Consider the following 26,793-nt stretch of genomic DNA (forward strand, 5'->3'; position numbering starts at 1 on the left):
AAGCGCCATGCGCGCCCGATCGCGCTCCCGCGCCGCCCCTTTAGGAGCAGTCGGTAGTGCTTTTACGAAGGTTTCATGACAGTCGGATGACAGGCTCAAGCGACTGAAAAGGCTTGCTTTTCAGCTTGAGGCGGGGGGCCTGACCTGGGGAAAACAGGCGGTGAAAGTGGCGCCCTGCTTGAGCACGCTTTCGATCAAAAGCCGGCCGCGATGCCGGTTAACAATATGTTTCACCAGCGATAATCCAAGGCCCGTCCCGCCCTGCGAGCGGCTATCGCCGACGTCGACCCGGTAGAAGCGCTCGGTCAGCCGCGGCAGATGTTCCGGCGCAATTCCGGGTCCGAAGTCACGCACCATGACGCGGATTTCCGGCGAGCCGTCGGCTGCCGTGACCATGGTGAGCGAGACGATCACCCGCCCGCCCGAGGCGCCGTATTTCAGTGCGTTCTCGATCAGGTTCTCGAACAGACGCAACAGTTCCTCGCGGTCGCCCGCGATCATCACCGCCGTATCCGGCAAATCGATCTCGACGACCACCTGCCGCTCGCGCGCCAGCGGTTCGAGCCCATCGGCGACCTGGCGGATGATCGGCACGACATCGACGAGCGTATCGGGCCGGACATGCGCCGACAATTCGACCCGCGACAGCGACAACAGGTCGTCGATCAGCCGGGCCATGCGGGTCGCCTGGGTGTGCATGATGCCGAGGAAGCGCTCGCGCGCCTTCGGATCGTCCTTGGCCTGGCCCTGGAGCGTATCGATGAAGCCGGAGAGCGCAGCGAGCGGCGTGCGCAGCTCGTGGCTGGCATTGGCGACGAAATCGGCGCGCATCTCCTCGACCCGGCGCAGCGGCGTCTGGTCGTGGAAGGTCATCAGCATGCATTTGTCGGCGCCGCCGAACGTGGTCGGCACCGGCACCGGCGTGATGATCAGCTCCATCCAGCGGTCGACCGGCACATGGTCGAGATAGTCGGCGCGGCGCGGCTCGCTGGTTGCGATCGCCTCGCGCAGCGCGGTGATGATCTCCGGCGAGCGCAGCGCGAACTGGGCGAGCTCGTTCTTGCGCAACGCCGGCGCGAGCTGGGCTGCAGCGGCATTGAGATGGATGACACGCCCTGCGCGGTCGAGCAGCACGGCCGGGTCCGGCATGCCCGAGACCACCGCGGCGACTGCCGCGCTTTCCACGGGGTTGATGCGCCGAACATCGTCGCGCGAGGCTGCGGTGTCGTGCAGCCGCCAAGGGATCAGCGCCGCCGCCGCGATGCAGAGAAACACCGCCACAGCCCGCGTGACCGACAGCTCCCCGAGCGAGACCACGACCGCCAGCGCGAGCGCCGCCGCGATCAGGATGATCGCGGAATGCCGCAGCCGATCGGACCAGGGCTGGACCGAGGGAGAAGGGTGTGCGTCGATCGCCATCGGGGCAGGCTTCTCCTTGGGGATTGTCGGCCGGTCAGACGCTCTTGTCGCTGCGCTCTCTCACATAAGCGGCTTCGCGCGCGGGACCGGGATCGAGCTTGAGGGCAGCCTGCTGCAGGCGTTTCGATCGAGCGCCGATGATAACCTCCCGAAACGTCAGCAAGATTACAGATATGACAAAAGGCGAAAGATAATAGAGGACGCGGAACAGCAGCATTCCGCCGAGGAGTTCCTCGCGGTCCATCTGCCACAGCCCGACCAGCATGGCGGCGTCGAACACGCCGAGGCCTCCGGGCGAATGGCTGGCGAAGCCGAGCAGCGTGGCGGAGACGAAGATCACCGCAACGACGACAAAGCCGAGGTTGGGCTCGTCGGGGACCAGCACGTACATTGCGAGGGCACAGAAGCCGAGATCGACGATGCCGATCGCGATCTGGAGCAGCGTCAGCGGACCGCCCGGCAGCACCACCGTCCAGGGACCACGACCGACTACGCGCGGCTGGGTCCAGACCCAGACGACATAGGCGACCAGCGCCACGATGATGGCCATCGCGACCAGCCGGTTGAGCCAGGGCGGGAGTTGATCGATCGAGGCCGCAGCCTCGGGGTGATAGGTGATACCGAGACCGAGCACCGCGGCGTTGCCGAGCCAGAAGGTCAGGCCGGCGAGGAAGCAGATCTTGGCGACGTCGATCGCATTGAGGCCCCAGGCCGAGTAGATGCGATAACGCACCGCGCCGCCGGTGAAGACGCTGGCACCGACATTGTGGCCGATCGAGTAGCTGGTGAAGGCGGCGAGCGCATTGATGCGGTAGGGCACATGGGCGTGGCCGATCGCGCGCGTCGCAAACAGATCGTAGAAGGTCAGGGTGAAATAGCCGGCGGCCACGAACAGCGCCGCCATCGCGATCTGGCTCGGCTCGGTGCTCTTGATCGCCTCGACCACCTCGTTGAAGTCGATGCCGCGCAGCATGTGGTAGAGCACGTAGCAAGCGATGCCGATGACCGTTACGCTGATCACGACGCCAAGCTTATGCAGGATTTGCTTCTGGCGCAGAAACGTCATCGCCCTGCGTATGGCTTCCAGCATCTAGACCTCGAACTACGCTTCCGCGGCCGTGTCGGCCGGCGAATTGGCGGACGTGCAGGTGGTCGGCAACCCCTTGGCACCGGCTCCAGCTACGCGCATGCCCCCCGTCCCTCCAGTAGCGCGTTTTGGGCCGGAGTGGAATTCGCCAATAAGCACAAAAACGCGTTTCTTCAATATTTTAGGCGGGCGTCCGCGCTTGTCTTGCACCGTTTGGCTCTTTCTCGCCGCGGCCTCTGCCGAATCTCTATCGTGATCCTGCGTATGGGCCGTGAAGTTTTGATGATTTCAGGCCGGCAATGTTCCACCGCGGCTTAAGCCGGCGTCAATCTTTCGGCCCGCGATCGGCGGTGGAAAGGCAGGCGGGAGCGCTGGTTTGGCATGCGCCGAAGCGCCGCGGCCGTGTGCGGCGCCCAAGGTGCAGTCACCAGGGCAGTCAGCACTGCCTGGCGCATAGGCAGCGCGCAGTCGCAAGGCTCAAGCCGCGGGTGCGCTGCGAGAGACGACCCAGTCGCGCAGACATGCACCAATGGTGCAGCCGACGAGATAGCAGCCGAACATGACGAGGCCGAGGTCGAGCCAGTAGCCGAAACGGCCGGGGATCACGCGGGCGAGCGAGGCCGCGACGAGGGCGGCCACGAGGACAGCGAGCCAGCGCGCCAGCACTTTCGAGGTGCCGTTGCCGCGCTGGACCACCGAGATCCAGCCCATCGCCAACCCGAGCAGCAGCGATCCGACCAGCCAACCCCAATGGAACGACAACAGAAAGGACATGTCACCTCACCAGAAATTCGATGCGGCGGTTTTGCGCCTTGCCTTCGTCGGTATCGTTGCCGGCGACCGGCTGCGTGCTGCCATAGCCAACCGCGGTGAAGCGATCGGCCGGCAGGCCCGCCTTGACGAGATAGTCGATCACGGCTTGGGCGCGCTTTTCCGACAGCGCCTGGTTGAAGGCGTCCTCGCCGTCGGAATCGGTGTGGCCGGCGACTTCAATCGTGGTATTCGGGCAGCGCAGCGCCGTTTCGATGAGGTGATCGAGCAGGCCCGCGGAATCCGGGTCGATCGTGGCGCGCTTCGGCTCGAAGCGGATGTTGCCCTTGGTCAGCAGCTCGGAAAACAGCTGCTGGCAGACCGTGCCATCGACCGGGCCTGCGGCGGGCTTCACGGTGATTTCCGGCTTGTACTGCCAGGTCTTGGGAAAATCCTTGCCGAGGCCTGCGCGGATGTCGGCGGCCGCGCCCTCATAGAGCGCATCACCCGACAGTTTCACCTCGCGATCGGTCACCACCAGCGTACCGGTCGACAGCCGTGACAGGGCCCCAAGCGCGGCGACCACCGAATTGCCGAACGAAGCAGGCGCGCCGATGCTGGCCTTGAGATTGTCGACGACCTTCTCGCCGAAGAATTTTCGCCCAGCCGCCGTCGCGATGGCCGCATGGATATTGTTGTCGGGGACGTAGCCGGTCAGCGTCACGGTCGCGGCGACCGGATCCTTGTAGGCCTGGAAGATATAGGGCGGTGCCTTGATGTCGTTGGCGGCGACCGAAAAGCCCTCAGGCAAATTCTTCAGCGCCGCCGCAATGGCCTCGCGGCCGCCGAGCTCGCGCGCCATGCCGGACAGGCTGACCTGGCTGTCGGAGATCGTGATCTTTCCGTCCTTGAGCTTGCCGACCTGGTCGAGCAGGAGCATCGCGGCAGTCTCGAAGCGTGGTGGCGCGCCGCGCGCCAATCCCATCTGATCGGCGACCTCGATGCCGCCGAGGTCTTTGCGGGCGGCCTCCACCAGGCGGCCCTTGACCCCCGGTAGCGGCGCGCTGCCGGACAGCGTGACCCGAACGACGTCCCGCTCGGCGTTCCAGACGAAGGGCTTGGCCTCGGGAACCAGCCGCGTCTGGTCATCGACCAGGCGCACGCCCGGCACGGTTTCGACCGCCATGACGGCGTCGCGGCGGCCCTCCTCCGAGAACGCTTCGGCGGCAAAGCCGACGTCGCGGCCGGCCACGGCAATCCGGGCCTTGTCCAGGACGGTATTCTTGAGCGCGGCGGCCGAGCGGGCGGACAAATCGGCTTCCAGCGGCAAGGTGTTATTCCAGGCCGCAATTCCCCACATGACGGCCAGGGGGATCAACCCCGGCCACCATTTGCTGGCCCACCTGAAAAGCTTCTGCATTCGACGACCCGAACTCTGGAACCGGAGACAAAACAAACCCTTGGCGGGCTGTCAAACCGGAAATGGCGGCCATGTGAAGGCTCCGGGTAAGCAACCGGACTAACTTTTTCTTCAAGGGTTCCCCCCTAGGTTGACCACGGACTGCCGGGGGTCGACCAGCCTTCAATGAAACAACTGCGCAACAACGTCATCCGCGTCGGGCTGGAAGCACTCTATTTCAGCGGGGCGCACCATCTGCTGCGGCCGCTGCTCGCCGGCGTCGGTGCCATTTTCATGCTGCACCATGTGCGGCCGCCCCGGGAGGATGCGTTCCAGCCCAACCGGCATCTCGAAGTCACGCCGGACTTTCTGCGCGCCACGCTGCGCCATCTGCGCTCGCACGACATCGACATCGTCTCGATGGACGAATTGCACGCGCGGCTGGCGCAGGGGCGGTTCACCCGCCGCTTCGCTGCCTTCACGTTCGACGACGGCTATCGCGACAACCGGGATTTTGCGCTTCCCCTGCTGCGCGAATTCGGCGCACCTTCGACCATCTATGTCGCGAGCGATTTCGCCGAGGGCACCGGCCGTCTCTGGTGGATCGCGCTTGAGACCATCATCGCCAAGGCGAGCGATATCGAGGTGCAGATCGGCAACGCCGCATTACGGCTCGATGCCACGACCGCACCTGCAAAGCAGGCGGCATTCGACCGCCTGCATGACTGGCTGCGCGCGTTGCCGGGCGAGCACGACCTCGAGCGCGAGATCACGGCGCTCTGTGCGAAGTACGATGTCGACATGCCGGCGCTCTGTCGCGACCTCTGTCTGTCCTGGGACGAGCTAAAGGCGCTGGCCGCGGATCAGCAGGTCGCGATCGGCGCCCATACCATCAGCCATTGCAACCTCGCGAGGCAGACCGAGGAGATCGCAGCGCAGGAGATGGCGGTGAGCCGCGTGCGGATCGAGAACGCAATCGGCCGCCCTGTGCAGCACTTCGCCTATCCCTATGGCGACCGTCATGCCGCCGGCGAACGCGAATTCGCGCTGGCCGCGGCCAGCGGCTTCAAGACTGCGGTGACGACGCGCCCCGGCATGCTGTTCGCCGAGAATGCCGGCCACCCGACCGCACTGCCGCGCGTTTCGCTCAACGGCAACTACCAGGACGCCCGCATCCTGCCGGTGCTGACCTCGGGCGCTGCCACCGCAATGTGGAACGGCTTCCGCCGGTTTGCGGCGGCGTAACTGTCGTCCTGGCTTTCGCCGGGACGACATCGCGGGGGTTCCTTGACTCCCCTTCCCGCCCCGCCCACAACGAGCGGCAACCAAGGGAGGCGTCATGTTCACGGATCTGTTCTCACTCAAGGGCCGCGTTGCGCTCGTCACCGGCGGGTCGCGTGGCATCGGCAAGATGATCGCGGCAGGCTTCCTCAGCCAGGGCGCGGCGAAGGTCTACATCACGGCGCGCAAGGCGGCGGCGTGCGAAGCGACTGCCAACGAGCTGTCCGCGCAATATGACGGCGAATGCATCGCGCTGCCGATCGACATCTCGACCGTCGAAGGCTGCAACAAGCTCGCCGGCGAAATCATCAAGCTGGAGCCGAAGCTCGACATCCTCGTCAACAATGCCGGCGCCGCCTGGGGCGCGGAATTCGACGATTTCCCCGAGAGCGGCTGGGACAAGGTGATGGACCTCAACGTCAAGTCGCTTTTCTTCCTGACCAAGGCGCTGGCGAAACCGCTGCGCGCGTCGGCCTCGCACGAGCGTCCCGCCAAGGTCATCAACATCGCCTCGGTCGACGGCATCTTCGTCAATCCGAGCGAGACCTATTCCTACGCCGCCAGCAAGGCCGCCGTGATCCACCTGACGCGTCGCATGGCGACGAAGTTGATCAAGGACAATATCAACGTCACTGCGATCGCACCGGGCGCGTTCAAGTCCGACATGAACCGGGCCGCGCGCGACCATTCCGAGGATGTCGCCAAGCGCATTCCGTCACGGCGTATCGGGACCGACGAGGACATGGCAGGCGTAGCGATCTATCTCGCCTCGCGTGCGGGCGATTACGTGGTCGGCAACACCATCGCGGTCGATGGCGGCGTGGTGTACGCCAATGCGGGGCTGGAGATCGCGGGATAAGGCGGGGCAGTTCGGCAAATAACCGCCTCACACTCCGCCGTCATGCCCCGGCTTGGCCGGGGCATCCAGTACGCCGCGGCGTCTCGATTTATCTCTGCCGTCTCTGGAATACTGGATCACCCGCTTTCGCGGGTGATGACCCCATTCGTGCTGCGCGGTCGTCGCGCCTCGGTGGCAGTCCCTACGACTCGATCTTCACGTACTCGAAATCGCCGGGCTTGTTGTCGATGCCGACTTTCGGCGGCGAGATCCAGGAGGCGAACTGGCCGATCTCGGTGACGGGCTTCATCAGGGACGCGATGAAGTCGCCATCGTTCGCCGACGGCAGCCAGTCGTCCTTGCGCTTGGCCCAGTTGGCGTCGTCGATCAGGATGCCCTCGGGCGTCGCCTGCACGTCCTTGAACTCGCCAATGTGGCGATTGAAGGCAACGTGGGGCACCGTCAGCCTGAAGTCATAGCCGGCCGTCGAGATCACCTTGTTCCAGCGCAGCATGCCCTTGACGCAGTCCTGGGTGTAGTCGTCGCGCAGGCGCATGTTGAGCGCGGTGAGCGCGGGCTCGTCGACCATCTTGATCTGGCCGTCGACGTACTTCATGACCGGGTAGGTCGCACTCTTGAGCTGGTGATCGTCCTCGATCGAGGTTTCCTTGTAGCGGCCCTTGATGCCGGCGTTGAACGCGTTGGCGGCGTTGGTCGACACTTCCGAGCCGAACAGGTCGAGCGACAGCGAATAGTGCAGGTTCAGCTTCTTCTGGATGGTCGGCAGGTCGATGACGCCGAGCGCTCGCACCTTGGCGATCTCGGTGGGATCGGAGATGCCGGCCTCGCGCATCGCCTCGCAGGTCCGCTGCACGACGCGGGTGATGCCGGTCTCGCCGACGAACATGTGGTGCGCTTCTTCGGTCAGCATGAAGCGGCAGGTGCGCGACAACGGATCGAAGCCCGACTGTGCGAGGCTGTGCAGCTGCATCTTGCCGTCACGGTCGGTAAAATAGGTGAACATGAAGAAAGACAGCCAGTCCGGCGTCGCCTCGTTGAAGGCGCCCAGCATGCGCGGCGCATCCGCATCGCCCGAGCGACGGCGCAACAATTCGTCCGCCTCCTCGCGGCCGTCGCGGCCGAAATATTTCTGCAGCAGGTACACCATCGCCCAGAGGTGACGGCCTTCCTCGACATTGACCTGGAACAGGTTGCGCATGTCGTAAAGCGAGGGCGCGGTCTTGCCAAGATGTCGCTGCTGCTCGACGGAGGCGGGCTCGGTGTCGCCCTGGATCACGATCAGGCGGCGCAGCATCGCGCGATGCTCGCCTGGGACCTCCTGCCAGGCCGGCTCGCCATAGTGCTCGCCGAACGGCACGACGCGATTTTCTTCCTGCGGAGCAAGCAGAATGCCCCAGCGATAGTCGGGCATGCGCACATAGTCGAACTTGGCCCAGCCGCGCGGATCGACCGAATAGGCGGTGCGCAAGTAAACGAGCGATTCCTGGAAGCCCTCCGGGCCCATGTCACTCCACCAGTCCATGTAGCCGGGATGCCAGCCCTCCAGCGCCTTGAGCACCTGGCGATCTTCGGCGAGATTCACGTTGTTGGGAATCTTGGTCGAGTAGTCGACGTTCATGATGTTCATGTTCATGGCCGTGCTCCTTGCGATCTCTTTCCGTCATGCCCGGCCTTGTGCCGGGCACCACGTTCTTGCTTCCTTGAGCCAAGCACGTGGATGGCCGGGACAAGCCCGGCCATGACGCAGCAAATTCGTTACACCCGCGTCATATCGAATTTCGGCTTCTGGCCGCTGCCGTAGCGGCGCAGCGCGCCTTCCTCACCGACCGCGTTCGGGCGCTGGAAGATCCAGTTCTGCCACGCGGTCAGGCGCGCGAAGATTTTTGACTCCATCGTCTCCGGACCAACGAAGCGCAGGCTCGCTTCCATGCCCGTGAGGCTGTCGGGCGAGAAGCTCGCGCGCTCCTCGAGGAAGACGCGAACCTCGTCGTCCCAGTCGATGTCATCGAGCGCGAAGGTGACGAGGCCGAGCTCCTCGGCCGCCTCGGCGTCGAGGCTGGTACCGACGGTGGCTTCCGCGCGCTCCACATCGGACGGATCGGCCTGGAAGCGCGATTGCAGGCGGGTCAGCCCGTGGCTCATCGGATAGGGCCCGAAATTCATCGCGGAGAGCTCGATCGACGGAGGCGGACGGTTGTCACCCTGGCGCGCGCCGATCAGCATGTAGGAGCGGTCGGCAGCGAAGACGAGCTCGGCGAGCGTGCCGGCAAAGCAGGAACCCGGCTCGACCAGTGTCACCAGCGTGCGCGAGGTGACGTCGATTCGCTTGAGCACGCGCTTCCAGTAATGCCTGACCTCGTTGACCAGCCAGTGCGCCTTGTTGGCTTCGAGGAAGGCATCGGACGCAAGCACATGGGCGCGCTCGCCGTGGCTCTTGAACACGAGCATCGCGATCTCGAGTTCGTTGATGCGCAGGTGCAGGATCGCATCGTCGAGCTCGCGCGCCACCTGGAGCGGCCAGAAGGACGGGCCCTGCGCCATCATGCCGTCGATATCGCCCGGCGGCGCGGCCTCCGGCGCCTTGATCGAGATGGTCGCAATGCGTGCGGCGCGGTCGATATCGACGCTGACGAAGCCGTAGCGGATACTGGTCTCATCGATGATGCGCTCGAGCGGCGTCAGTGCGATGCCCTTGCCGCTGCCCTTGCGTTTCGAGGCGACAGCAAATTCCTTGGCTCGCTCGGTGATCTTCGCCTCGAGCTTGGAGTTCGGCGCGATCTCGTCGACCAGCCGCCAGGCGACGGCGCGCTTGCCCTTCACGCCTTCCTCGATGGTACAGAAGAAGTCGGCGTGATCGCGGCGCACCTTGCGCTTGTCGACGACGCGCGTAAGCCCGCCGGTGCCCGGCAGCACCGCGAGCAACGGCACTTCGGGCAGCGCCACGGCAGAGGAGCCGTCATCGGCGAGGATGATGTGGTCGGTGGCGAGCGCCAGCTCGTAGCCGCCGCCGGCAGCCGAGCCGTTCACGACGGTAATGAAGCGCTGGCCGGAATTCTCCGAAGAGTCCTCCATGCCGTTGCGGGTCTCGTTGGTGAATTTGCAGAAGTTGACCTTGTGGGCGTGGGTCGAGCCGGCGAGCATGCGGATGTTGGCGCCGGCGCAGAACACGCGGTTCTTGGCCGAGCGCATCACGACGACCTTCACGTCCGGGTGCTCGAAGCGCAGCCGCTGGATCGCATCGGCAAGCTCGATGTCGACGCCGAGATCGTAGGAATTGAGCTTGAGCTGGTAGCCCTCGAACAGGCCGCCATTCTCGTCGACATCCATGGTCAGCGTCGCGACGTCGCCCTCGACCGCGAGCTTCCAGTGCCGGTAGCGCGATGGATCGGTCTGGAAATCGATGAATGTCGCACCGCCTGCGAGGCGACGATCTTCCCCGGCCATGAGCCACCCTTGAGTTTTGATTATGCGCGTCTGTTTTTAACCGTTATATGCACAATAATGCATATTTTGGCGCGCGTCTAGTCCTTGATGGATCTTACATGCATTTTGCTTCATGATGGTCGCTCAGGCGCGCGGGATCGTCTCGAGCGGGACCCAATCGGCCTTGGAGAGCAGGGGACGACCGAGCTTGGCCTGGAGAAGAGCGACCAGCGCCTCCGTCGGAAAACGGTCGACGAAGCCGCCGCCTGCGGACGCCTTGCGCGTCCGCAGCTCCCGCAGCTCCTCCAGCGCCTCACCGAACAGGCGCGAGGCCGAATGCGGCCTGACGATGCGCAGCCGCAGGTTCGCATTGGCGACATAGATGCACGCGCGAAGCAGGATGCGCTCGCGGCCACGCTGGGGAGCCGCCGCCCACACCGCTTCCAGGATCTCCTGCGATTCCCAGAAATAGCCGCGATCGTTCAGCGCGAGCCCATAGCGCAGCGCCGGATGCCGTGCCGGCACATGGCCCCGGAACGCCGGCGGCACCAGCGCCTTGACCACGTCAAGCGTTTCGCAATCGGCGTCGAGATCGGTTTCACCGGGCACATAGGCCCATTGCGGCCACGGCAAGGAGCCGGCCACGAATGGTCGCGCAATCATCGGAGCGGAGCCTCCGATGATTCATGCGGCATGTCCCTCAAGGCCCCGGTCGGCGCGCAACGCCGCCTGGGCAAATTCTGCAATAGCGTCAAGCGTCGCCCTCGGCGCTTCACGATGCGGAGCGTGCCCCGCCTCTGAAATGACTTTCAAATCTACCGGACAATAACACTCTTCCTGCGCAATCTCGACCTGTCGCATGGTCCCGTATTGGTCATCCACACCTTGCACGATCAGGATGGGCACGCGGATATAAGCGAGGTACTCGGAAATATCCCAGTTGCGGAATTTTGGATCGAGCCAGGCGCCGTTCCAGCCGTAGAAGGCATTGTCGGCGTCCTTGTGCCAGCGCTCCAGTTTTGCCTTGAGATCGGTGGTCTCGTAAATCGTCTTGATCTCGGCGATCGACTTCACCGAGATGTCCTCGACGATGAAGTGCGGCGCGACCAGCGCGATGCCTTGCAGGCGATGGTCCTGATGTGAACCGGCGTAAATAGTCGCGATCGATGCGCCGTCGGAATGGCCGAGCAACAGGCCCCGGTTGAAGGGAATCGTGTCGAGCAGCTTCGGCAGCACATCCAGCGCCTCGCGATGCATGTAGTCGAGCGGCCGCGGCAGGGTCACAGGGCTCGACTGGCCATAGCCCGCGCGGGAATAGACGAAGATGCCGGCGCCGGTCGCCGCTTGCAGCTTTTCCGGAAAGTCTCCCCACAAGCCGACCGAGCCGAGCCCCTCATGCAGCAAGACGATGGTGGGCGCATCAGCGGATTTCGGCGCAAGCCATTTGTATTCGAGGCTGGCGTCGCCGACGGTGAGGAAGCCTGTTGCGGTGAGGTTGGTCATGCTGTCACTCTTCTCCGTCGTCATGCCCGGGCTTGACGACCTGTAGCTAGTTCGCCCCTTCGCGCAGCTTGAACCGCTGGATCTTGCCGGTTGCCGTCTTCGGCAAGGACTCCACGACGTCGATCCAGCGCGGATATTTCCAGGGGCCGATCTTCTGCTTGACGTGCTCTTTCAGCATCTCCTGCAAACCCACCGTTTTCGTACCCGGACGCAGCACGACGAATGCCTTTGGCTTCAACAAGCCTTCGGGATCGGCTTCGGGCACGACGGCGGCTTCCAGCACGGCCGGGTGCGTGATCAGCGCACTCTCGACCTCGAAGGGCGAGACCCAGATGCCGGAAACCTTGAACATGTCGTCGGAGCGTCCGCAGAAGGTGTAGCGGCCGTCGGCGTCGCGGACATATTTGTCGCCAGTGCGCGTCCACGGACCTTCGAAGGTGCGACGGCTCTTGTGGCGCTGGTTCCAGTAGCCTTCACCGGCCGAGGGTGCATCGACCAGCAGTTCGCCAACCTCGCCGTCGGGCACATCCTGGCCGGCTTCATTCACCAGCCGCACTGCATAGCCCGGCACGGGCTTGCCGGATGATCCGTATTTGATGTCGCCGGGCGCGTTCGACAGGAAGATATGCAACAGCTCGGTCGAGCCGACACCGTCGAGGATGTCGACGCCGAAGCGCGCCTTCCAGGCATTGCCCACCGACTCAGGTAGTGCCTCGCCGGCGGAGGTGCAGATGCGCAGGGCCTTGCCGCCGCGCTCCTGCTTGCCGGCTTCGTCATTGAGCATGGCTGCAAATAGCGTCGGCACACCATAGAAGATGGTCGGGTTGTATTTGTTCATCAGCTCGAACATGCGCGCTGGCGTCGGCCGCTCGGTGTTCAGCACAGTGGTGGCGCCGACCGACATCGGAAAGGTCAGCGCATTGCCGAGGCCATAGGCGAAGAACAGCTTTGCAGCCGACAAGCACACGTCGTCCTCGCGGATGCCCAGCACCTTCTTGGCATAGGTATCGGCGGTCGCCTGCAAGTTCGCGTGCAGATGACGCACGCCCTTGGGCATGCCGGTCGAGCCGGACGAATAGAGCCAGAACGCCGGCTCGTCCGGATGCGTTGCCGCGGTCGCGAAATCGTCGCTCTCGCCCGTGAGTTCTTCAGCAAGTTGCTTGTGACCGTTCTGCTTCTGACCCGACACGACGACATGCTCGAGATCCGGCATCCGGCCGACGATGTCCTTGATGACGGGATAGAGCGCCTCGGAGACGAACAGCACACGTGCGCGGCAGTCGGCGAGGATGTAGGCGTATTGCTCCGCGGTCAGCAGCGTATTGAGTGGCACCGGCACGATGCCGGCGCGGATCCCGCCCAAAAACACGATCGGAAAATCGATCGTGTCCAGCATGATCATCGCCACGCGCTCCTCGCGGCGGACGCCGAGACGGCGCAGCATGTTCGCCGCGCGCCGGGTCTGTTGCTGAAGCTCGGCATAGGTCAGACGGGAGACGGTGTCGTCGAAGACGAGCTTGCTACCCCTGCCCTCGCTGACGTTACGGTCGAGCAGCCAGGTCACCGCGTTGTAGGATGCCTCGCTCACGGACTTCTCCCCCGATTTTTGAATTATAATTCATAGAAAGACACTCTGTCGGCTTGCTGTCAATGCCATCAGGCATTATGTTTCCGATAATTGCGCCGCCGGACATCCGCTAAAGAAAGCAAATGACCGAAAGTCCCGACGCCGAATCCCAATTCCTCGAACAGCTTGGCCAGCGCGTGCGCACTATGCGCGCACTGCGTGGCATGTCGCGCAAGGTGCTCGCCAAGGTCTCAGGCATTTCCGAACGCTACATCGCCCAGCTCGAGAGCGGCAAAGGCAATGTCTCGATCGTGCTGCTCAGGCGCGTGTCGAATGCGATGGGCGCGCATCTGGAAGATTTGTTGCCGACAATCGAGCCTACGCCGGACTGGCAGATGTTCCGCGATCTCCTGCGCAAGGCGACGCCCGGCCAGATCGCGCAGGCCAAGGACCTGCTCGCCGGCGGCAGCGCGTCGGCGCCGCGGCGCGCGCCGTTCTGCGGCATCGCGCTGATCGGCCTGCGCGGCGCCGGCAAGTCCACGCTCGGAAAGATCCTGGCGAAGAAGATCGGCTGGAGCTTCGTCGAGCTCAACAAGGCGATCGAGGAGCAGAACGGGCTGTCGATCGCCGAGATCATCGCGCTCTACGGCCAGGAAGGCTTTCGCCGCATGGAGCAGGCGGCGCTGCAACAGCTCCTTGCGCGCAACGAGCTGATGGTGCTCGCCACCGGCGGCGGCATCGTCTCGGAGCCACTGACCTTCGACCAGATCCTGTCCTCGTTCTACACGATCTGGCTGAAAGCCGAGCCCGAAGAGCACATGGCCCGCGTGCGCCGCCAGGGCGACCTGCGCCCGATGGCCGACGACCGCTCCGCAATGACGGAGCTGCGTAACATCCTGCTCAGTCGCGAGCCGCTCTATTCGCGGGCGACGGCGGTGGTGGATACGGCAGGGCTGAGTGTCGACGCCGCAGCAGCGCGGCTGATCGATGCGGTGCGGCCCGTGCTTCAGAACGAAGCGCGGTCATTTGGGCTGCGCAGCGTGGCGCTGTAGGGTGCGCGACGACGAAGGTCTCGCTGACGCCATATCGTCATTGCGAGCGCAGCGAAGCAATCCAGAATCTTTCCGCGGAGACAGTCTGGATTGCTTCGCTGCGCTCGCAATGACGGAGATGAGTAGACTGCGTACGTCATACAAGCGCCGTCGATTGCGTCCCGGGCCTAATCCACCTCGAGATAATCCACACCCGGCAATTCCGGGAACGGGGCCGTCGGCAGTGTCTGGTACCAGAACGCGACTGAGGCGACGTCGTCCTGCAACGGCAGGTATTTCGGCTCCTTCACGCCGGAGCGCCAGCCGAGCGCCTGCATCGTCACGCGCAGATCGCTCTGGAAGCGCACGGGATCGGGGATGTGCCAGCGGTACATGCCAAAGCGCTGTTGCGATTTGTAGACGCCGTCGGGACGGATCACCTGCGGCAGGCCGGCATAAGGCGTGGTGAATTCGAGATAGCGCGACGCTGGCCCGCTGCTCGCGCCGGGATTGGCGAGCTGCCACGGCACGCGCGGATCGAAATTATAGGCGCCGCCAAAATAATCCTCGGTGCCGGTGCCGCAAATGGTCGGGAATTCACCGTCGCCGTCGATGAAGAATTTTATCTCGCCCTCGCCCCACCAGCCATTGTTGTTCGAACCCCAGGCCATGTAGGTGCCGATATAGTGGCCGTGCCCGGCGACACCATCGAGCAGCGTGTGGACCTCCTTGTACGGCACCGGATTGCTGCGGCGGAACTGGGCGTGGAAGTAGGCGCAATCTTCCGGCACGTCCGTCAGCGTGTAGTTGATCTGGTAGTAGATGGTCTGCGCCTCCTCGTTGCGATTCTCCAGCGTGATGCGGGCGCGCCTGCGAAACGGCATTTCCCAATAGCAGTTGAAGCCGCGGCCCGGATTGACGCAGACCGCAAGCGAGGAGACCTGCGCAAATTCCTCCCAGCCACAGGCAAAGAAATCGCCGACCGGGCATTCGACGCTGGGTTGCGTTTGGTCATCCCAATAGATGCGCAGGATGGAGCGGCGCAGACGGCCGCGCGAAATCGTCATCCAGATCTGCTGGATCGCGCCCGCGCCTTCGATATCGGCAAGCGCGAAGGTCGCGCCAGGCTCGATGACGACATAGGGCGAGATCTTCCAGCCTCGTCCGAGGTCACGCGCCTGCGGCGCCGCCGGGCCATCGACGGCCATGCCGCCCTTGCCTTTCTCGCCGGTGAAATTTTCCGGGCTGATCGAGCGCGACTGCGCGTTCGACAGCCGCGAGAGGTTGCCGAGATGGAGGCCTAGTCCGGAGAATGTCATTGTGGGTCTTACCTTGCTGCACGTCGGTCGGTCATCGAGGCACGAAACTAGCCTAGTCAGTGCGGCAGCATGCAAACAGGTCGTAGGGTGGGTTAGCGAAGCGTAACCCACCTCTTTCGTTTCCGCGTTTACAGAAGTGGTGGGTTACGCCTTCGGCTAACCCACCCGACACAGCCCAGCTACACCGACCAGTAGTTCGGGTGCTGATAGGCTCGCGACCGGTCGCCCCAGTCGAACTCCTCGCCGTCGAACTCGCACGGGCCGGCGCTCAGCTCATCCAGCGTCACCTCGACCTGGAAGGCCTGGCGACGCGGATCGTATTTCAGCGCGCTCCACTGGACGGGGTAATGGTGATGCGTGCCGAGCAGTCCGCCGGTCTTGATCACGGCGTAGGCGACCGTTCCGCTCAGCTTGTCGAGCATCAGGCGCTCGATCGTGCCGAGCTTTGCGCCGTCGCGTCCGAAGACGGCGACATGCTCGACGCGATCGCTGGGAACCATGGTATGCATGGCATGCTCCCTGGGGTTCTTGTGTCGTGCGCATTATAGCACAGGCAGCGGGAATGCAGGGTGGGTTAGCGCCAGCGTAACCCGCCTCTTTTTGCATTCAACCGGGAGAGGAGCAGTTTGCGAGGACCCGTTGGGTAGTGCTTGCTGCCAAGCCAGGGCGTGCCATAATTCACCCATTCGTTCAACAGGCGAGCATTAGAGTTCGGTTAGGCGGGCGTGCTCGCGCACTCCCACCCCGCACGCGGGGAGAGGTAAGGAAAAGTGCACCCACCGGACTTGCTTGCTCGAGCAAAGAGGACGCGAACGCCATGATCAGCCAGGAGCAGAACGACCTGATCACCCGCACCGGGCCGAAAGACCCCTGCGGCAGACTGATGCGGAGCTACTGGCAACCGGCGGCGCTGGTGGATGAGCTGGAGGGCGCACGACCGGTGCGGCCAGTCAAGCTGCTTGGCGAAAACCTCGTGCTGTTCCGCGACGAGAGCGGCCGCTACGGCCTGATCGACCGACACTGCGCGCATCGCGGCGCCGACCTCGCTTTCGGACGGCTCGAGAATGGCGGTCTGCGCTGCGCCTTCCATGGCTGGCTGTTCGATGCGGCGGGGCAGTGCATCGAGACGCCGGCCGAGCCGAAGGATTCAAAGCTCTGCCAGAACATCCGCCAGCGCTCTTATCCCGTGGTGGAGAAGAGCGGCATCCTCTGGGCTTTTCTCGGCGAGGGCGCCCCGCCCGCTTTTCCGGAGCTCGACTGCTTCGTCGCGCCGGGCACGCACACTTTTGCCTTCAAGGGCCACATGGCCTGCAACTGGCTCCAGGCGCTGGAGGTCGGCATCGATCCCGCGCACGCCTCCTATCTGCACCGCTTCTTCGAGGACGAGGACACCTCGACCGCCTACGGCAAGCAGTTCCGCGGCGCATCTGCCGGCAGCGACCTGCCGATGACCAAAATCCTGCGCGAATACGACCGCCCGATCATCAATGTCGAGCACACCGAGTACGGGCTGCGGTTGATTGCGCTGCGCGAGATCGACGACGAGCGCACCCATGTGCGCGTCACCAACCAGCTTTTCCCGCACGGCTTCGTTATCCCGATGAGCACGGAGATGACGATCACGCAGTGGCACGTGCCGGTCGATGACGAGAACTGCTACTGGTACGCGATCTTCACCAGCTACACGAATCCGGTCGACAAGCAGAAGATGCGCGACCAGCGGCTCGAACTCTATGAGCTGCCGGATTACAAATCACGCAAGAACAAGGCCAACGATTACGGATTTGATCCGCACGAACAGCAGACCGCGACCTATACCGGCATGGGCACCGACATCAACGTCCACGACCAGTGGGCGGTGGAATCGATGGGCGCGATCCAGGATCGCACCAAGGAGCATCTCGGGCAGAGCGACAAGGCGATCGCGCAATATCGCCGCCTGCTGCGGCAGGAGATCGAGAAAGTTATGGGCGGCGAGAAGCCGATGCTGTTTCTCGACGACGGCAACGCACGCAGCATCCCGGGGCCGGCGACCATGGACGGCATCGGGCCGACCCAGGGCTGGGAGACCTACTGGATGGAAGTCGACGTCAAGCGCAGGCGCGGCGCCCCCTGGATGGCCCCGGTGCCGAAGGACATTGCCGATAACGTGCACCGGCTGACGGCGGCGGAGTGACGATGCCGTTTCGCGTCGGCGGGACACGACGGAGGCTCCACGTTCTCCGCTGGCATGCACCGCGAAAGCGGGGCATCCAGTATGCCGCGGCTTCTCGTGGACACACGACCGTCTCTGGAATACTGGATCGTCCGCTTTCGCGGACGATGACAGCGCGGGCTATACTTTCGCCGAGCGAGAAGGAACTATCAAAGTGACTTTCGTCGCGCGTCACGGGCTTTGGTCGGCTGAGCAGAAGGACGCCGCGCTGCGTGTGCGGCGGATGATCGAGGAGAAGAACCTCGAAGTCGTCCGCCTCGCTTTCCCCGACCAGCACGGCATCCTGCGCGGCAAGACCATCATCGCGGCCGAGGCGATCGCGTCGCTGGAGAGCGGCTGCTCCATCACCACGACCATGCTCGCCAAGGACACCTCGCACCGCACGGTGTTTCCGGTGTTCACATCGGGCGGCGGCTTCGGCATGAAGGAGATGGAGGGCGCGGCCGACGTGCTGATGGTCGCCGATCCCACCACGTTCCGCGTGCTGCCCTGGGCGCCGACTACGGGCTGGCTGCTGTGCGATCTCCATTTCAATGACGGGCGGCCGGTGCCGTTCGCAACGCGCGGGCTTTACAAGCGCGTGCTCGACGAGCTCGGCGCGCGCGGTCATGATTTCGTCGCCGGCCTCGAAGTGGAATTCCACATCTTCAAGCTCGACGACGCACATATGCGCGCTGAAGATGCCGGCCAGCCCGGCACGCCGCCCTCGGTGAGCCTGCTCAGCCACGGCTATCAATACCTCACCGAACAACGTTTCGATCAGATGGAGCCGGTGCTGGAGATCCTGCGCCGCGATATCGTCGCGCTCGGGCTTCCCTTGCGCTCCGTCGAGGTCGAGTTCGGGCCGAGCCAGTGCGAGTTCACCTTCCAGCCGAAGAAGGGCATCGAGCCTGCCGACAACATGGTGCTGTTCCGCTCTGCCGTGAAGCAGATCGCGCGCCGTCACGGCTATCACGCCACCTTCATGTGCCGGCCAAAACTGCCGAACGTGTTCGCGAGCGGCTGGCATCTGCACCAGTCGATCGTCTCGCGCGCGACGGCCGAGAACCAGTTCATGGCGGAAGAGACCGGTCAGCCGCTGAGCGAATTCGGCCGCGCTTGGCTCGCTGGCCTGCTCGATCATGCCCGCGCCTCCGCCGTTTTCACCACGCCGACCATCAATGGCTACAAGCGCTATCGCTCCTATTCGCTGGCGCCGGACCGCGCGATCTGGGGCCGCGACAATCGCGGCGTGATGATCCGCGTGCTCGGCGGTGCAAATGATCCGGCGACCCGGCTGGAGAACCGCATCGGCGAACCCGCCGCCAATCCCTATCTCTACATGGCATCGCAAATCCTCTCGGGGCTGGATGGTGTCGACCGCAAGCTCGATCCCGGCCCGTCGGCTGACACGCCCTATGAGACCAAGGCGCCACCGTTGCCAAAATCCCTGCGCGACGCCGTCGGCGCGCTGAAGGACGACCCATTCTTCCGCGAGAAGCTGGGGGCCGAGTTCATCGACTACTACACCCACATCAAGAATGCCGAGATCGACCGCTTCCTGGCCGAGGTGACCGACTGGGAGCATCGCGAATATTTCGAGATGTTCTAGCCTAGTGACCGTCATTCGTGGCGGTCCCCAGGACCGAACCCGGAAAGAGGGGACGGAGAGCGCCAAGCCTCACACGCCTGTGAAGCGACTTCGTCCCGACTGTTCCGACGACATCACGTCGCCGCCGGACGAAGCCATTTTCCGCATCCCTCGAAAACCGGCTGAAAGACTGTAGCGCTAGCCTGCGATCATGTGATCAGACCATGGAGTTCGGTCATGTGGGGTCAATTGTTCAGCCTGATTTACCGCCTGTCCTGCCGCACCACCCTGATCGAAATCGGCGTGCACCGCCTGTCGCGCTGAGGGCCACGAGCGTCCCTTAGGTAAGAGGGATTGACCCGATGTCAGGGTTTCGACCCGGAGGCTCATACTGGCCGCCGGACCGAAACGGTCCATTCACCAGCGGTAGCCGAGCGTCGCGATAACGGTCAGCGGCGCACCGCGGTAGCAATATCCGACCTGGCACGTAGTGTAGTGCAGGTTGAACAGGTTCTTGGCATTGACCTGGAATTGCACGCCCTTCAATTCCTTCGCCGTCTGGCCAAGATCATATTTCAACGCCGCATCGACCAGGGTGACCGCGCTGTTCTTGAAGGTATTCTCGTCGTCGCCAAAGCTCCAGGACATGTAGCGCACGCCTGCGCCGACGCTTAAGCCGGCGAACGGACCGGCCAACGGCAGGGCGTAGTTGCCCCACAACGTCGCGGTGTGCGGGGGGTTGCCGGATGGAAACTTACCGAGCGTCGAGCTGTCCGCAGCCTGCTTGGTGACCATGTCGAGATAGGTGTACGACGAGGTGATATCAAAACCACCGCCGAGACTCGCAAGCCCCTGCAATTCAAAGCCGCGGCTTTGAATCTCGCCGCGCTGGATCGTGACCCCCGTCCCCGTCGTCACGAGGCCGCCATCCTGGGTGAGGTCGAAGACGGCGGCGGTGATGAAGCTCCTGGTACCGGGCGGCTGATACTTCACACCGACCTCGGTCTGCCGGCCGGTGGTCGGCTTGAAGAAGGCGCCGGACGGATCGACGCCGAGATTGGGAAAGAACGACGTCGAATAGGCAACGTAGGACGCGACGCCGGAATCGAACACGTAGGTCAGCCCGGCTCGCCCGCTATAGGCCTGATCGGACTGCACTTGCCGGGTCACCGCGAACAAATCCTCGCCCGCGGTGCGCACCCAGTCACTGCGACCGCTCAGCGTCAGGATCCAGCGATCGAGCTTGGCCTGGTCCTGGACATAGACGCCGGACTGGATTTGCCGCTCTGCCGTCGAGGACGAGATCGCCGGATCAGGAATGGATTCGGGCGCATAGACCGGCGCGGCCAGATTGAGATCGGACACGCCGAAGCCGAATCCCTGCATGTCAGAGAATTTCGACCAGGTGTAATCGGTACCGATCAGGAGGGTATGCTGCACAGGTCCCGTAGCGACCTTGGCCTCGACCTGGTTGTCGACGATGGCGGATTGCAGCCTGTCGTGGACATAGCCGGTATAGCGCGAAACGACGTCGCCCACGGGAGCACCGAGAAATCCGACATAGCGGGTGACCGCGTCCACATCCGTGTAACGGAACTTCTGCCGGACGGTGACGCTGTTGTCGAACGCATGCTCGAAGATGTAGCCGACGCGCCCCTGCTCCTGATCCAGCGAATTGTAGGAGGGACTGCCAGTGTAGATGTCGGTGGTCGTCCCGGTCCCCGAAGAGTAGGTGAACATCGACCCCGGCGTCTTCGATTTCTGGTAGGCACCGAGGACCGTGAAGGACGTCGATTGATCGGGCTTCCAGGTGACGGCTGGCGCCACATAGACGCGATCATCCTTGCCGCCAGGCACGAACACGTCGGCGTCGCGAACGACCCCGGTCAACCGATAGAGAAACTGGCCGCTGGCATCGAGTGGCCCGGAAAGATCGAAATTGCCCTGAAAGCGACTGCGGTCGCCGAACAGGGTCTGCACCTCGTGAAACGGCTGGCTGGTCGGCAGCTTGCTCTGCAGATCGATCAGTCCACCGGGAGAGCCGAGGCCATAAAGCGCTGAGCTCGGCCCGCGAACGACGGTGATGCTGTCAACGCCATAAGGCTCCGTCTTGAACACGCCGAGACCGGCACCGACGAGGCGCAGTCCGTCGAGATAGGTGCCGTTATAGGTGATGTCGAAACCGCGGATTGAGACCGAATCGAAGCGGGGATCATAGCCGGCAGCATCGATACGGACGCCCGGCTCGTAGCCGACCGCCTCCGTCAGCGTCTGCACGGCGCGATCGTTGAGCTCCTTGCGCGTCACGACCGAGATCGACTGCGGCGTTTCGAGCAATGGCGTGTTCGTCTTCGTCCCTGCCGAGCTCGTGCCCGCAACGTAGCTGCTCTCGCTTGACACATTGCCGCGACCGGCGCCGGCCTCACGCGCGTTTGGATTTCTGGTATCCACGGGCCCGGCGTTGCGCTGCGTCGGGTTGCGCCCGCGCGGCGACTGCGAAGCTCGCTGGGCGCGCGGACGCGCCTGTCCGGGTGCATCCACCGTGACGGGAGGCAATGAGCTCCCCGCGCTCGGGCTGGATCTCGACTCGGCTATCTGCGCGATCGACGGCGTTGAATGCAGGAGCACTCCGAGGCCGGCCATCCCCAGGCCCAGGCCTGATCTCACCACCCGCTCCCAAGCCAACTTATGCCCGTCCTCGCGTCTCATCGTCGTCCCCGAGTTCCATCTTCGAACGACTGGGGAGTAATCAGATCGCGGCGCGCACCGCCTTTGCGGGCGCGCAAATCACCTTTGATTCCACGTGGAGCTTCTCAAGCCTGCGAACGGAAAGACCTTCGCTGCCGACGAGATGGATAGGTCGTGCAGACGCATGCAGGTGCGTGCAGAACGTCCGCGCGCTCAGTCGAACTCTGCTACTGGCAGCAGCTCGGCGAATAGCCGAAGCGTCTGCGGAAGGCGGTTGCGAAATTTGCCGGATGGGCATAGCCGACGCGATAGGCCGCTTCGGTGACTGACAATCGCTGATGAATCAGAAGGGCACGTGCGGCATCCAGCCGGCGCGCCCTCAAATATTCGATCGCGCTTTCGCCATACGCCATCTGGAATCTCTGGTTGAACGAACGGCGGCTCAGTCCGGCGTTCCGCGCCAGCTCGTCGATGCTCCAGGGGTGGGCCAGATCGGCGTCCATCCGCGCCTTGACCGACTGCAACCGCATCCGCTGGAGATCGGCTGCCGGATCGATCCGGCCACGCTCACCGACCAGCGCATGAACGATGATCTCCGCGGCGTGTGCCGACAGCAACAATCTTGCGGCGCTTCCGGCGATCGGCGGCGAGAACATTTCGGCCGCGATGGCCTGTATGCGCGGCGATGCCTTCAAGGAGACCGCGCGGGACTCGTCTTTCCCGAACAATGCCCGGACATCATGCTCGAGACCAAGGCCATCGATGGAAGCTTGGGGCAACGCCAGGCCTATCGCTGGCCTTTCATCACACGGGATCAGGCGCGCGACTGCAGTAGCTTCGCGGACGGCGATTGCCGTGATCTGCTTTCCGTAAGCCCGACCGTGCGCCAAATTGCCGCGGCCTTTCCCGTCGCCGAACGCCACCGAGACGAACAAGCCCGGCGTCGCGATCGCACGCCGGTCGACGCCGGCTGCGGCTTGAAACTCACCTCTCACAAACAGGCAGCCTGGGAAGTCCAGCCATTGCGTCGCCATCGAAGCGCCGGGCCGCGTGGCGTCAACGTCGTCCTCACGCCGCCCGACAATATGATCATCGAAGTCTTGCATCGAATTCGCTACGCCGCGAACTTTTACGGGCAGCGACGGCGCACTCAAGACCTCTGCGATCGATTTGGAGGACCTCGAAACTGGAATTCCTCGAAGACGTGCTGCCGGTCCGCGTAGGTGGCAGCACCGAGGAACGCTTCAAATTCCGAGATACCGGTGTTGCAGCTCCGGCTCGGCGGTCAGCTCGTCCGAGGTCCCGCTCCACACTGTCTTGCCGCGCTCGATGATGTAGTGGCGGTCGCAGATACGGGCGAGGTGGTCGACATTCTTGTCGACGACGAGGATGGACTGGCCGCGCTTCTTGAGCAGCGACAGGCAATTCCAGATTTCCTCACGGATCAGCGGAGCTAGCCCTTCGGTCGCTTCATCGAGGATCAGGAGCTTTGGATTCGTCATCAGCGCGCGGCCGATGGCGAGCATCTGCTGCTCGCCGCCGGAGAGCTGGTTGCCCATGTTGGATGCGCGCTCGGCAAGGCGCGGGAACAGAACGTAGATCGCAGCGAGCGTCCAGGGATTGCCGCTGCCGAAGCGATCGGCAGCGGCCGCGACTAGATTTTCGCGCACGGTGAGATTTGGAAAGATCTGGCGTCCCTCGGGCACGAGACCGACGCCAAGCTTTGCGATCCTGTAGGACGGAAGCTGGCGCACCTCCGAACCTGCAAAGCGGATCGCGCCGGCGCGCGCCGGCGTCAGGCCCATGATCGAGCGGATGGTGGTCGTCTTGCCCATGCCGTTGCGGCCCATCAACGAGACCATCTCTCCCGCCTTGATAGACAGCGACAGGCCGAACAGCACCTGGGAGAGCCCGTAGCAAGTCTCGATGGCGTCGACTTCGAGCAGGGTGCCACTATCAGCCATGGCGCGTCACCACATGCTGATCGCCGAGATAAGCGCGCTTGACCTCGTCGTTCCCGCGGATCGCGGCCGGATCGCCGGAGGCGATGACGCGGCCATAGACGAGCACCGAAATGCGATCGGCGAGCGCGAACACCGCCGGCATGTCATGCTCGACCAGCACGATTGAGACTTCTTTCCGCAGATCCTGAAGCAGCTTCACCATGCGCTGGGATTCGGTGACGCCGAGGCCGGCCATGGGCTCGTCGAGCAGCAGGATCTTCGGCTTGCTCGCGAGCGCCACCGCAAGCTCGAGCTCGCGCCGCTCGCCATGACTGAGCCTGCTCACCACGACGTCGGCGCGATGCGACAGGCCGACGCGATCGAGTGCGGCGTGTGCGGCATCGCGCAAGGATCGCTCCTGCCGCGCATTGGCAAAGAAGCGGAACGAGGTGCCGGCATGCGCCTGCGCCGCCAGCGCGACATTATCGGCGGCGGTGAAGTCGAGCAGCAGCGAGGTGATCTGGAACGAGCGCGCGAGTCCGAGCGCGCAGCGGCGATAGGCGGGCAAATAGGTAATGTCGCGGCCACCGAGCGAGACGCTGCCGGAATGCGGCTCGAGATGCCCGGTGAGCTGGCTGATCAGCGTGGTCTTGCCGGCGCCGTTCGGGCCGATGATGGCGTGAAGTTCGCCGGCCGCGACGTCGAGTGAGACGTTGTCCGTCGCGGTGATGCCGCCGAAGCGGCGTACCAGCTTTTCGACGCGGAGCAGCGGTTCAGCCACGGCCGGCCCTCCCCAGCACACCCATGATGCCGCCACGGCCGAACAGCACGATCAGCAATAGCAGCGGGCCCATGATCAGCGCCCAATATTCGGTGATCTGCGACAGGAATTCTTCCAGCAGCAGATACACCACCGCGCCCAGGACAGGGCCGAACAGCGTACCCATGCCCCCCAGGATCACCATCACCATGAGGTCGCCGGAGCGGGTCCAGTACATCACGGCCGGGCTGACGAAATCGGTGTTGTTGGCGAGCAGCGCCCCGGCGAGGCCGCACATGGTGCCGGATATGACGAAGCAGACGAGCTGGTAGCGCTTGGCCGGAAAGCCGATTGCCTGCATGCGCTGCTCATTCGAGCGCAGGCCCTGCACGACGAGCCCGAAGCGCGAATTGACGATGCGCCAGATCAACAAGATGACACCGAACAGGCAGGCGAGGCAGAGATAGTAGAACTGCACACGGCTGGAGAGATCGATCAGCCCGGAAAAATCGCTGCGCTTGTAGACGGTGAGTCCGTCGTCGCCGCCGTAGCGCGCAAGGCCGGAGGCCACGTAGTAGGCCATCTGCGCGAAGGCGAGCGTGATCATGATGAAATAGACGCCGCGGGTGCGCAGCGACAGCGCGCCGATGACGAGCGCATACAGCGCGGATGCGGCCAGCGCGACCGGAAACTGGATGAAGCCGCTTCCGACGCCTTCCTGCGCCAGGATGCCCACCGCATAGCCGCCGATGCCGAGATAGGCGGCGTGGCCGAAGCTCATCATGCCGCCATAGCCCATGATGAGGTTGAGGCTTGCGGCTGCCAGCGCAAGAATGACGATGCGGGTGAACACCGTCAGGATGAAGATGTTACCGGACAGTTGCGAATAGAGCGGCAGCAGCACGAGGCCTGCCAGCAACAGGGCCGTGACGGCCTTGCTCGCGCTCAAAGCCTTCATCGACGATTGGCCGGAAACAGCCCCTCCGGCCGCACCACCAGCACGATCGCCATCAAGAGATAGATCAGCATCGAGGACAGCGCGGGCGCGGCGGTGGAGGCCGCGGCGCCGCTCAGCACCTGCCGCAACAGATTGGGCAGGAAGGCGCGGCCGAGCGTATCGATCATGCCGACGAAGATTGCGGCGAGGAATGCGCCGCGGATCGAGCCGATGCCGCCGATCACGATGATGACGAAGGCGAGGATCAGGATGTTCTCGCCCATGCCGATCTGCACAGTGAGGATCGGCGCCTGCATCAGCCCGGCAAGGCCCGCAAGTGCAGCGCCCAAGCCGAACACCAGCGTGTAGAGCAGCTTGATGTTGATGCCGAGCGCGCCGATCATCTCGCGGTTGGAAGCGCCGGCGCGGATCAGCATGCCGATGCGTGTGCGCATCACGCCGAGATAAAGCAGCAGCGCGACCAGAAGTGCGACCATGATGATGGCGAGGCGATAGGCGGGATAGTGAATGCCGGGCAGAATCGGCACCGGCACCGTGAGCCACGCCGGCAGCGGCAACGCCAGGCCCGCCGGACCCCAGATCAGCCGCACCGCTTCATTGAAGAACAGGATGAGGCCGAAGGTCGCGAGCACATGGTCGAGATGGTCCCGTCCATAGAGATGCCGGAGCGCCACCACTTCGAGCACGATGCCGAGCAGGAGCGTCGCGCCCAGCGCGAGCAGCGCGCCCAGCAGGAAATTGCCGGTCCAGGCCACGAAGGTCGCGGCGAAATACGCGCCCATCATATAGAGCGAGCCGTGCGCAAGATTGACGAGATCCATGATCCCGAACACGAGCGTCAACCCGGCAGCCAGCAGGAAGAGAAGCAGCCCGAACTGCAATCCGTTGAGGAATTGTTCGACGACGAGCAGCATCGAGGCTCTTTCAGCCACGCATCACGTTGCGCCGATGTTCGAACACGGCCGCCATCAGTGAAAGAGCTCCCCCGCCTTTTCAAGGCAAAATCGGTAACGGCAGTATC

Annotated in this window: 22 protein-coding genes; 5 read left to right on the forward strand and 17 right to left on the reverse strand. The window is 63.9% G+C overall.

Annotated elements, in window-relative coordinates; genetic code table 11:
* Positions 1-120: 120 nt before the first annotated feature.
* The 4 genes from ACV1FX_RS22020 to ACV1FX_RS22035 all read right to left on the reverse strand — a co-directional run bounded on the left by ACV1FX_RS22020 (position 121) and on the right by ACV1FX_RS22035 (position 4,676).
* Positions 121-1,419, reverse strand: a complete 1,299-nt coding sequence (locus ACV1FX_RS22020) for an ATP-binding protein (RefSeq protein WP_473119649.1) — start codon at positions 1,417-1,419, stop codon at positions 121-123.
* A gap of 34 nt (positions 1,420-1,453) precedes the next feature.
* The gene (locus ACV1FX_RS22025; RefSeq protein ID WP_473119650.1) at positions 1,454-2,509 is read right to left on the reverse strand and encodes a putative bifunctional lysylphosphatidylglycerol flippase/synthetase; all 1,056 of its coding nucleotides are present in this window, start codon (positions 2,507-2,509) and stop codon (positions 1,454-1,456) included.
* 474 nt (positions 2,510-2,983) lie between these two features.
* A complete protein-coding gene (locus tag ACV1FX_RS22030; RefSeq protein WP_473119651.1) occupies positions 2,984-3,280 on the reverse strand; it encodes a hypothetical protein in 297 nt (98 codons plus the stop codon).
* Between the two features lies 1 nt (position 3,281).
* The gene (locus ACV1FX_RS22035) at positions 3,282-4,676 is read right to left on the reverse strand and encodes an OmpA family protein (protein WP_473119652.1); all 1,395 of its coding nucleotides are present in this window, start codon (positions 4,674-4,676) and stop codon (positions 3,282-3,284) included.
* Between the two features lie 165 nt (positions 4,677-4,841).
* Here ACV1FX_RS22035 and ACV1FX_RS22040 point away from each other — a divergent pair, with 165 nt between their 5' ends.
* Together ACV1FX_RS22040 and ACV1FX_RS22045 are read left to right on the forward strand one after the other, a co-directional pair.
* On the forward strand, positions 4,842-5,900 hold the full coding sequence (locus ACV1FX_RS22040) for a polysaccharide deacetylase family protein (protein WP_473119653.1): 1,059 nt from the start codon (positions 4,842-4,844) through the stop codon (positions 5,898-5,900).
* A 94-nt stretch (positions 5,901-5,994) separates the two neighbouring features.
* Positions 5,995-6,795: an SDR family oxidoreductase gene (locus ACV1FX_RS22045; protein ID WP_473119654.1), complete on the forward strand. Its 801-nt coding sequence runs from the start codon at positions 5,995-5,997 to the stop codon at positions 6,793-6,795.
* Positions 6,796-6,976: 181 nt separating this feature from the next.
* Here ACV1FX_RS22045 and boxB read toward each other — a convergent pair whose 3' ends face one another.
* The 5 genes from boxB to ACV1FX_RS22070 form a co-directional block, all read right to left on the reverse strand.
* The gene (gene boxB, locus ACV1FX_RS22050; protein WP_473119655.1) at positions 6,977-8,428 is read right to left on the reverse strand and encodes a benzoyl-CoA 2,3-epoxidase subunit BoxB; all 1,452 of its coding nucleotides are present in this window, start codon (positions 8,426-8,428) and stop codon (positions 6,977-6,979) included.
* 122 nt (positions 8,429-8,550) lie between these two features.
* Positions 8,551-10,239 (reverse strand): 2,3-epoxybenzoyl-CoA dihydrolase, encoded by a 1,689-nt coding sequence (boxC, locus tag ACV1FX_RS22055; RefSeq protein ID WP_473119656.1) that lies wholly within the window; start codon positions 10,237-10,239, stop codon positions 8,551-8,553.
* Between the two features lie 123 nt (positions 10,240-10,362).
* The gene (locus ACV1FX_RS22060) at positions 10,363-10,881 is read right to left on the reverse strand and encodes a DUF309 domain-containing protein (protein WP_473119657.1); all 519 of its coding nucleotides are present in this window, start codon (positions 10,879-10,881) and stop codon (positions 10,363-10,365) included.
* 21 nt (positions 10,882-10,902) lie between these two features.
* Positions 10,903-11,721: an alpha/beta fold hydrolase gene (locus ACV1FX_RS22065; RefSeq protein WP_473119658.1), complete on the reverse strand. Its 819-nt coding sequence runs from the start codon at positions 11,719-11,721 to the stop codon at positions 10,903-10,905.
* A gap of 46 nt (positions 11,722-11,767) precedes the next feature.
* Positions 11,768-13,309 carry a benzoate-CoA ligase family protein gene (locus ACV1FX_RS22070; RefSeq protein WP_473119659.1) on the reverse strand — a complete coding sequence of 514 codons (1,542 nt, stop codon included), beginning with the start codon at positions 13,307-13,309 and terminating at the stop codon, positions 11,768-11,770.
* A 122-nt stretch (positions 13,310-13,431) separates the two neighbouring features.
* On the opposite strand from ACV1FX_RS22070, the gene ACV1FX_RS22075 reads away from it, so the two are divergent.
* Positions 13,432-14,340: a helix-turn-helix transcriptional regulator gene (locus tag ACV1FX_RS22075; RefSeq protein WP_473119660.1), complete on the forward strand. Its 909-nt coding sequence runs from the start codon at positions 13,432-13,434 to the stop codon at positions 14,338-14,340.
* A gap of 167 nt (positions 14,341-14,507) precedes the next feature.
* Here the strand turns inward: ACV1FX_RS22075 and ACV1FX_RS22080 are convergent, their stop codons facing one another.
* Positions 14,508-15,638 (reverse strand): glycoside hydrolase family 172 protein, encoded by a 1,131-nt coding sequence (locus ACV1FX_RS22080; RefSeq protein ID WP_473119661.1) that lies wholly within the window; start codon positions 15,636-15,638, stop codon positions 14,508-14,510.
* Between the two features lie 179 nt (positions 15,639-15,817).
* Entirely contained in the window at positions 15,818-16,147 is a 330-nt protein-coding gene (locus ACV1FX_RS22085; RefSeq protein ID WP_473119662.1) for a PRC-barrel domain-containing protein, read from the reverse strand.
* 308 nt (positions 16,148-16,455) lie between these two features.
* Between ACV1FX_RS22085 and ACV1FX_RS22090 the strand changes: the two genes are divergently transcribed.
* Complete coding sequence (locus ACV1FX_RS22090) at positions 16,456-17,814, forward strand: aromatic ring-hydroxylating dioxygenase subunit alpha (RefSeq protein ID WP_473119663.1); 1,359 nt, start codon at positions 16,456-16,458, stop codon at positions 17,812-17,814.
* Positions 17,815-18,007: 193 nt separating this feature from the next.
* Positions 18,008-19,444: a glutamine synthetase family protein gene (locus tag ACV1FX_RS22095; RefSeq protein ID WP_473119664.1), complete on the forward strand. Its 1,437-nt coding sequence runs from the start codon at positions 18,008-18,010 to the stop codon at positions 19,442-19,444.
* Positions 19,445-19,840: 396 nt separating this feature from the next.
* Here the strand turns inward: ACV1FX_RS22095 and ACV1FX_RS22100 are convergent, their stop codons facing one another.
* From ACV1FX_RS22100 to ACV1FX_RS22125, 6 genes are all read right to left on the reverse strand, one after another.
* On the reverse strand, positions 19,841-21,979 hold the full coding sequence (locus ACV1FX_RS22100; protein ID WP_473119665.1) for a TonB-dependent siderophore receptor: 2,139 nt from the start codon (positions 21,977-21,979) through the stop codon (positions 19,841-19,843).
* A gap of 359 nt (positions 21,980-22,338) precedes the next feature.
* Positions 22,339-23,217 (reverse strand): helix-turn-helix transcriptional regulator, encoded by an 879-nt coding sequence (locus tag ACV1FX_RS22105; protein ID WP_473119666.1) that lies wholly within the window; start codon positions 23,215-23,217, stop codon positions 22,339-22,341.
* A gap of 138 nt (positions 23,218-23,355) precedes the next feature.
* The gene (locus ACV1FX_RS22110) at positions 23,356-24,075 is read right to left on the reverse strand and encodes an ABC transporter ATP-binding protein (RefSeq protein ID WP_473119667.1); all 720 of its coding nucleotides are present in this window, start codon (positions 24,073-24,075) and stop codon (positions 23,356-23,358) included.
* On the reverse strand, positions 24,068-24,835 hold the full coding sequence (locus ACV1FX_RS22115) for an ABC transporter ATP-binding protein (protein WP_473119668.1): 768 nt from the start codon (positions 24,833-24,835) through the stop codon (positions 24,068-24,070). The genes ACV1FX_RS22110 and ACV1FX_RS22115 overlap by 8 nt, the downstream gene beginning before the upstream one ends.
* Positions 24,828-25,772: a branched-chain amino acid ABC transporter permease gene (locus ACV1FX_RS22120; protein WP_473119669.1), complete on the reverse strand. Its 945-nt coding sequence runs from the start codon at positions 25,770-25,772 to the stop codon at positions 24,828-24,830. Before ACV1FX_RS22120 ends, ACV1FX_RS22115 begins: the two co-directional genes overlap by 8 nt.
* The gene (locus ACV1FX_RS22125; protein WP_473119670.1) at positions 25,769-26,686 is read right to left on the reverse strand and encodes a branched-chain amino acid ABC transporter permease; all 918 of its coding nucleotides are present in this window, start codon (positions 26,684-26,686) and stop codon (positions 25,769-25,771) included. Before ACV1FX_RS22125 ends, ACV1FX_RS22120 begins: the two co-directional genes overlap by 4 nt.
* Positions 26,687-26,793 lie beyond the last annotated feature (107 nt).

This window comes from Bradyrhizobium ingae, from assembly GCF_055791185.1.

Bases quoted from the DNA above. Each gene is read 5' to 3' on its own strand.
- ACV1FX_RS22025 (WP_473119650.1), bottom strand. From the start codon at position 2,509: ATGCTGGAAGCCATACGCAGGGCGATGACGTTTCTGCGCCAGAAGCAA.
- ACV1FX_RS22090 (WP_473119663.1), top strand. From the start codon at position 16,456: ATGATCAGCCAGGAGCAGAACGACCTGATCACCCGCACCGGGCCGAAA.
- boxB (WP_473119655.1), bottom strand. From the start codon at position 8,428: ATGAACATGAACATCATGAACGTCGACTACTCGACCAAGATTCCCAAC.
- ACV1FX_RS22045 (WP_473119654.1), top strand. From the start codon at position 5,995: ATGTTCACGGATCTGTTCTCACTCAAGGGCCGCGTTGCGCTCGTCACC.
- ACV1FX_RS22120 (WP_473119669.1), bottom strand. From the start codon at position 25,772: ATGAAGGCTTTGAGCGCGAGCAAGGCCGTCACGGCCCTGTTGCTGGCA.
- ACV1FX_RS22060 (WP_473119657.1), bottom strand. From the start codon at position 10,881: ATGATTGCGCGACCATTCGTGGCCGGCTCCTTGCCGTGGCCGCAATGG.
- ACV1FX_RS22020 (WP_473119649.1), bottom strand. From the start codon at position 1,419: ATGGCGATCGACGCACACCCTTCTCCCTCGGTCCAGCCCTGGTCCGAT.
- ACV1FX_RS22035 (WP_473119652.1), bottom strand. From the start codon at position 4,676: ATGCAGAAGCTTTTCAGGTGGGCCAGCAAATGGTGGCCGGGGTTGATC.
- ACV1FX_RS22105 (WP_473119666.1), bottom strand. From the start codon at position 23,217: ATGCAAGACTTCGATGATCATATTGTCGGGCGGCGTGAGGACGACGTT.
- ACV1FX_RS22040 (WP_473119653.1), top strand. From the start codon at position 4,842: ATGAAACAACTGCGCAACAACGTCATCCGCGTCGGGCTGGAAGCACTC.
- ACV1FX_RS22085 (WP_473119662.1), bottom strand. From the start codon at position 16,147: ATGCATACCATGGTTCCCAGCGATCGCGTCGAGCATGTCGCCGTCTTC.
- ACV1FX_RS22075 (WP_473119660.1), top strand. From the start codon at position 13,432: ATGACCGAAAGTCCCGACGCCGAATCCCAATTCCTCGAACAGCTTGGC.
- ACV1FX_RS22080 (WP_473119661.1), bottom strand. From the start codon at position 15,638: ATGACATTCTCCGGACTAGGCCTCCATCTCGGCAACCTCTCGCGGCTG.
- ACV1FX_RS22110 (WP_473119667.1), bottom strand. From the start codon at position 24,075: ATGGCTGATAGTGGCACCCTGCTCGAAGTCGACGCCATCGAGACTTGC.
- ACV1FX_RS22125 (WP_473119670.1), bottom strand. From the start codon at position 26,686: ATGCTGCTCGTCGTCGAACAATTCCTCAACGGATTGCAGTTCGGGCTG.
- boxC (WP_473119656.1), bottom strand. From the start codon at position 10,239: ATGGCCGGGGAAGATCGTCGCCTCGCAGGCGGTGCGACATTCATCGAT.
- ACV1FX_RS22065 (WP_473119658.1), bottom strand. From the start codon at position 11,721: ATGACCAACCTCACCGCAACAGGCTTCCTCACCGTCGGCGACGCCAGC.
- ACV1FX_RS22030 (WP_473119651.1), bottom strand. From the start codon at position 3,280: ATGTCCTTTCTGTTGTCGTTCCATTGGGGTTGGCTGGTCGGATCGCTG.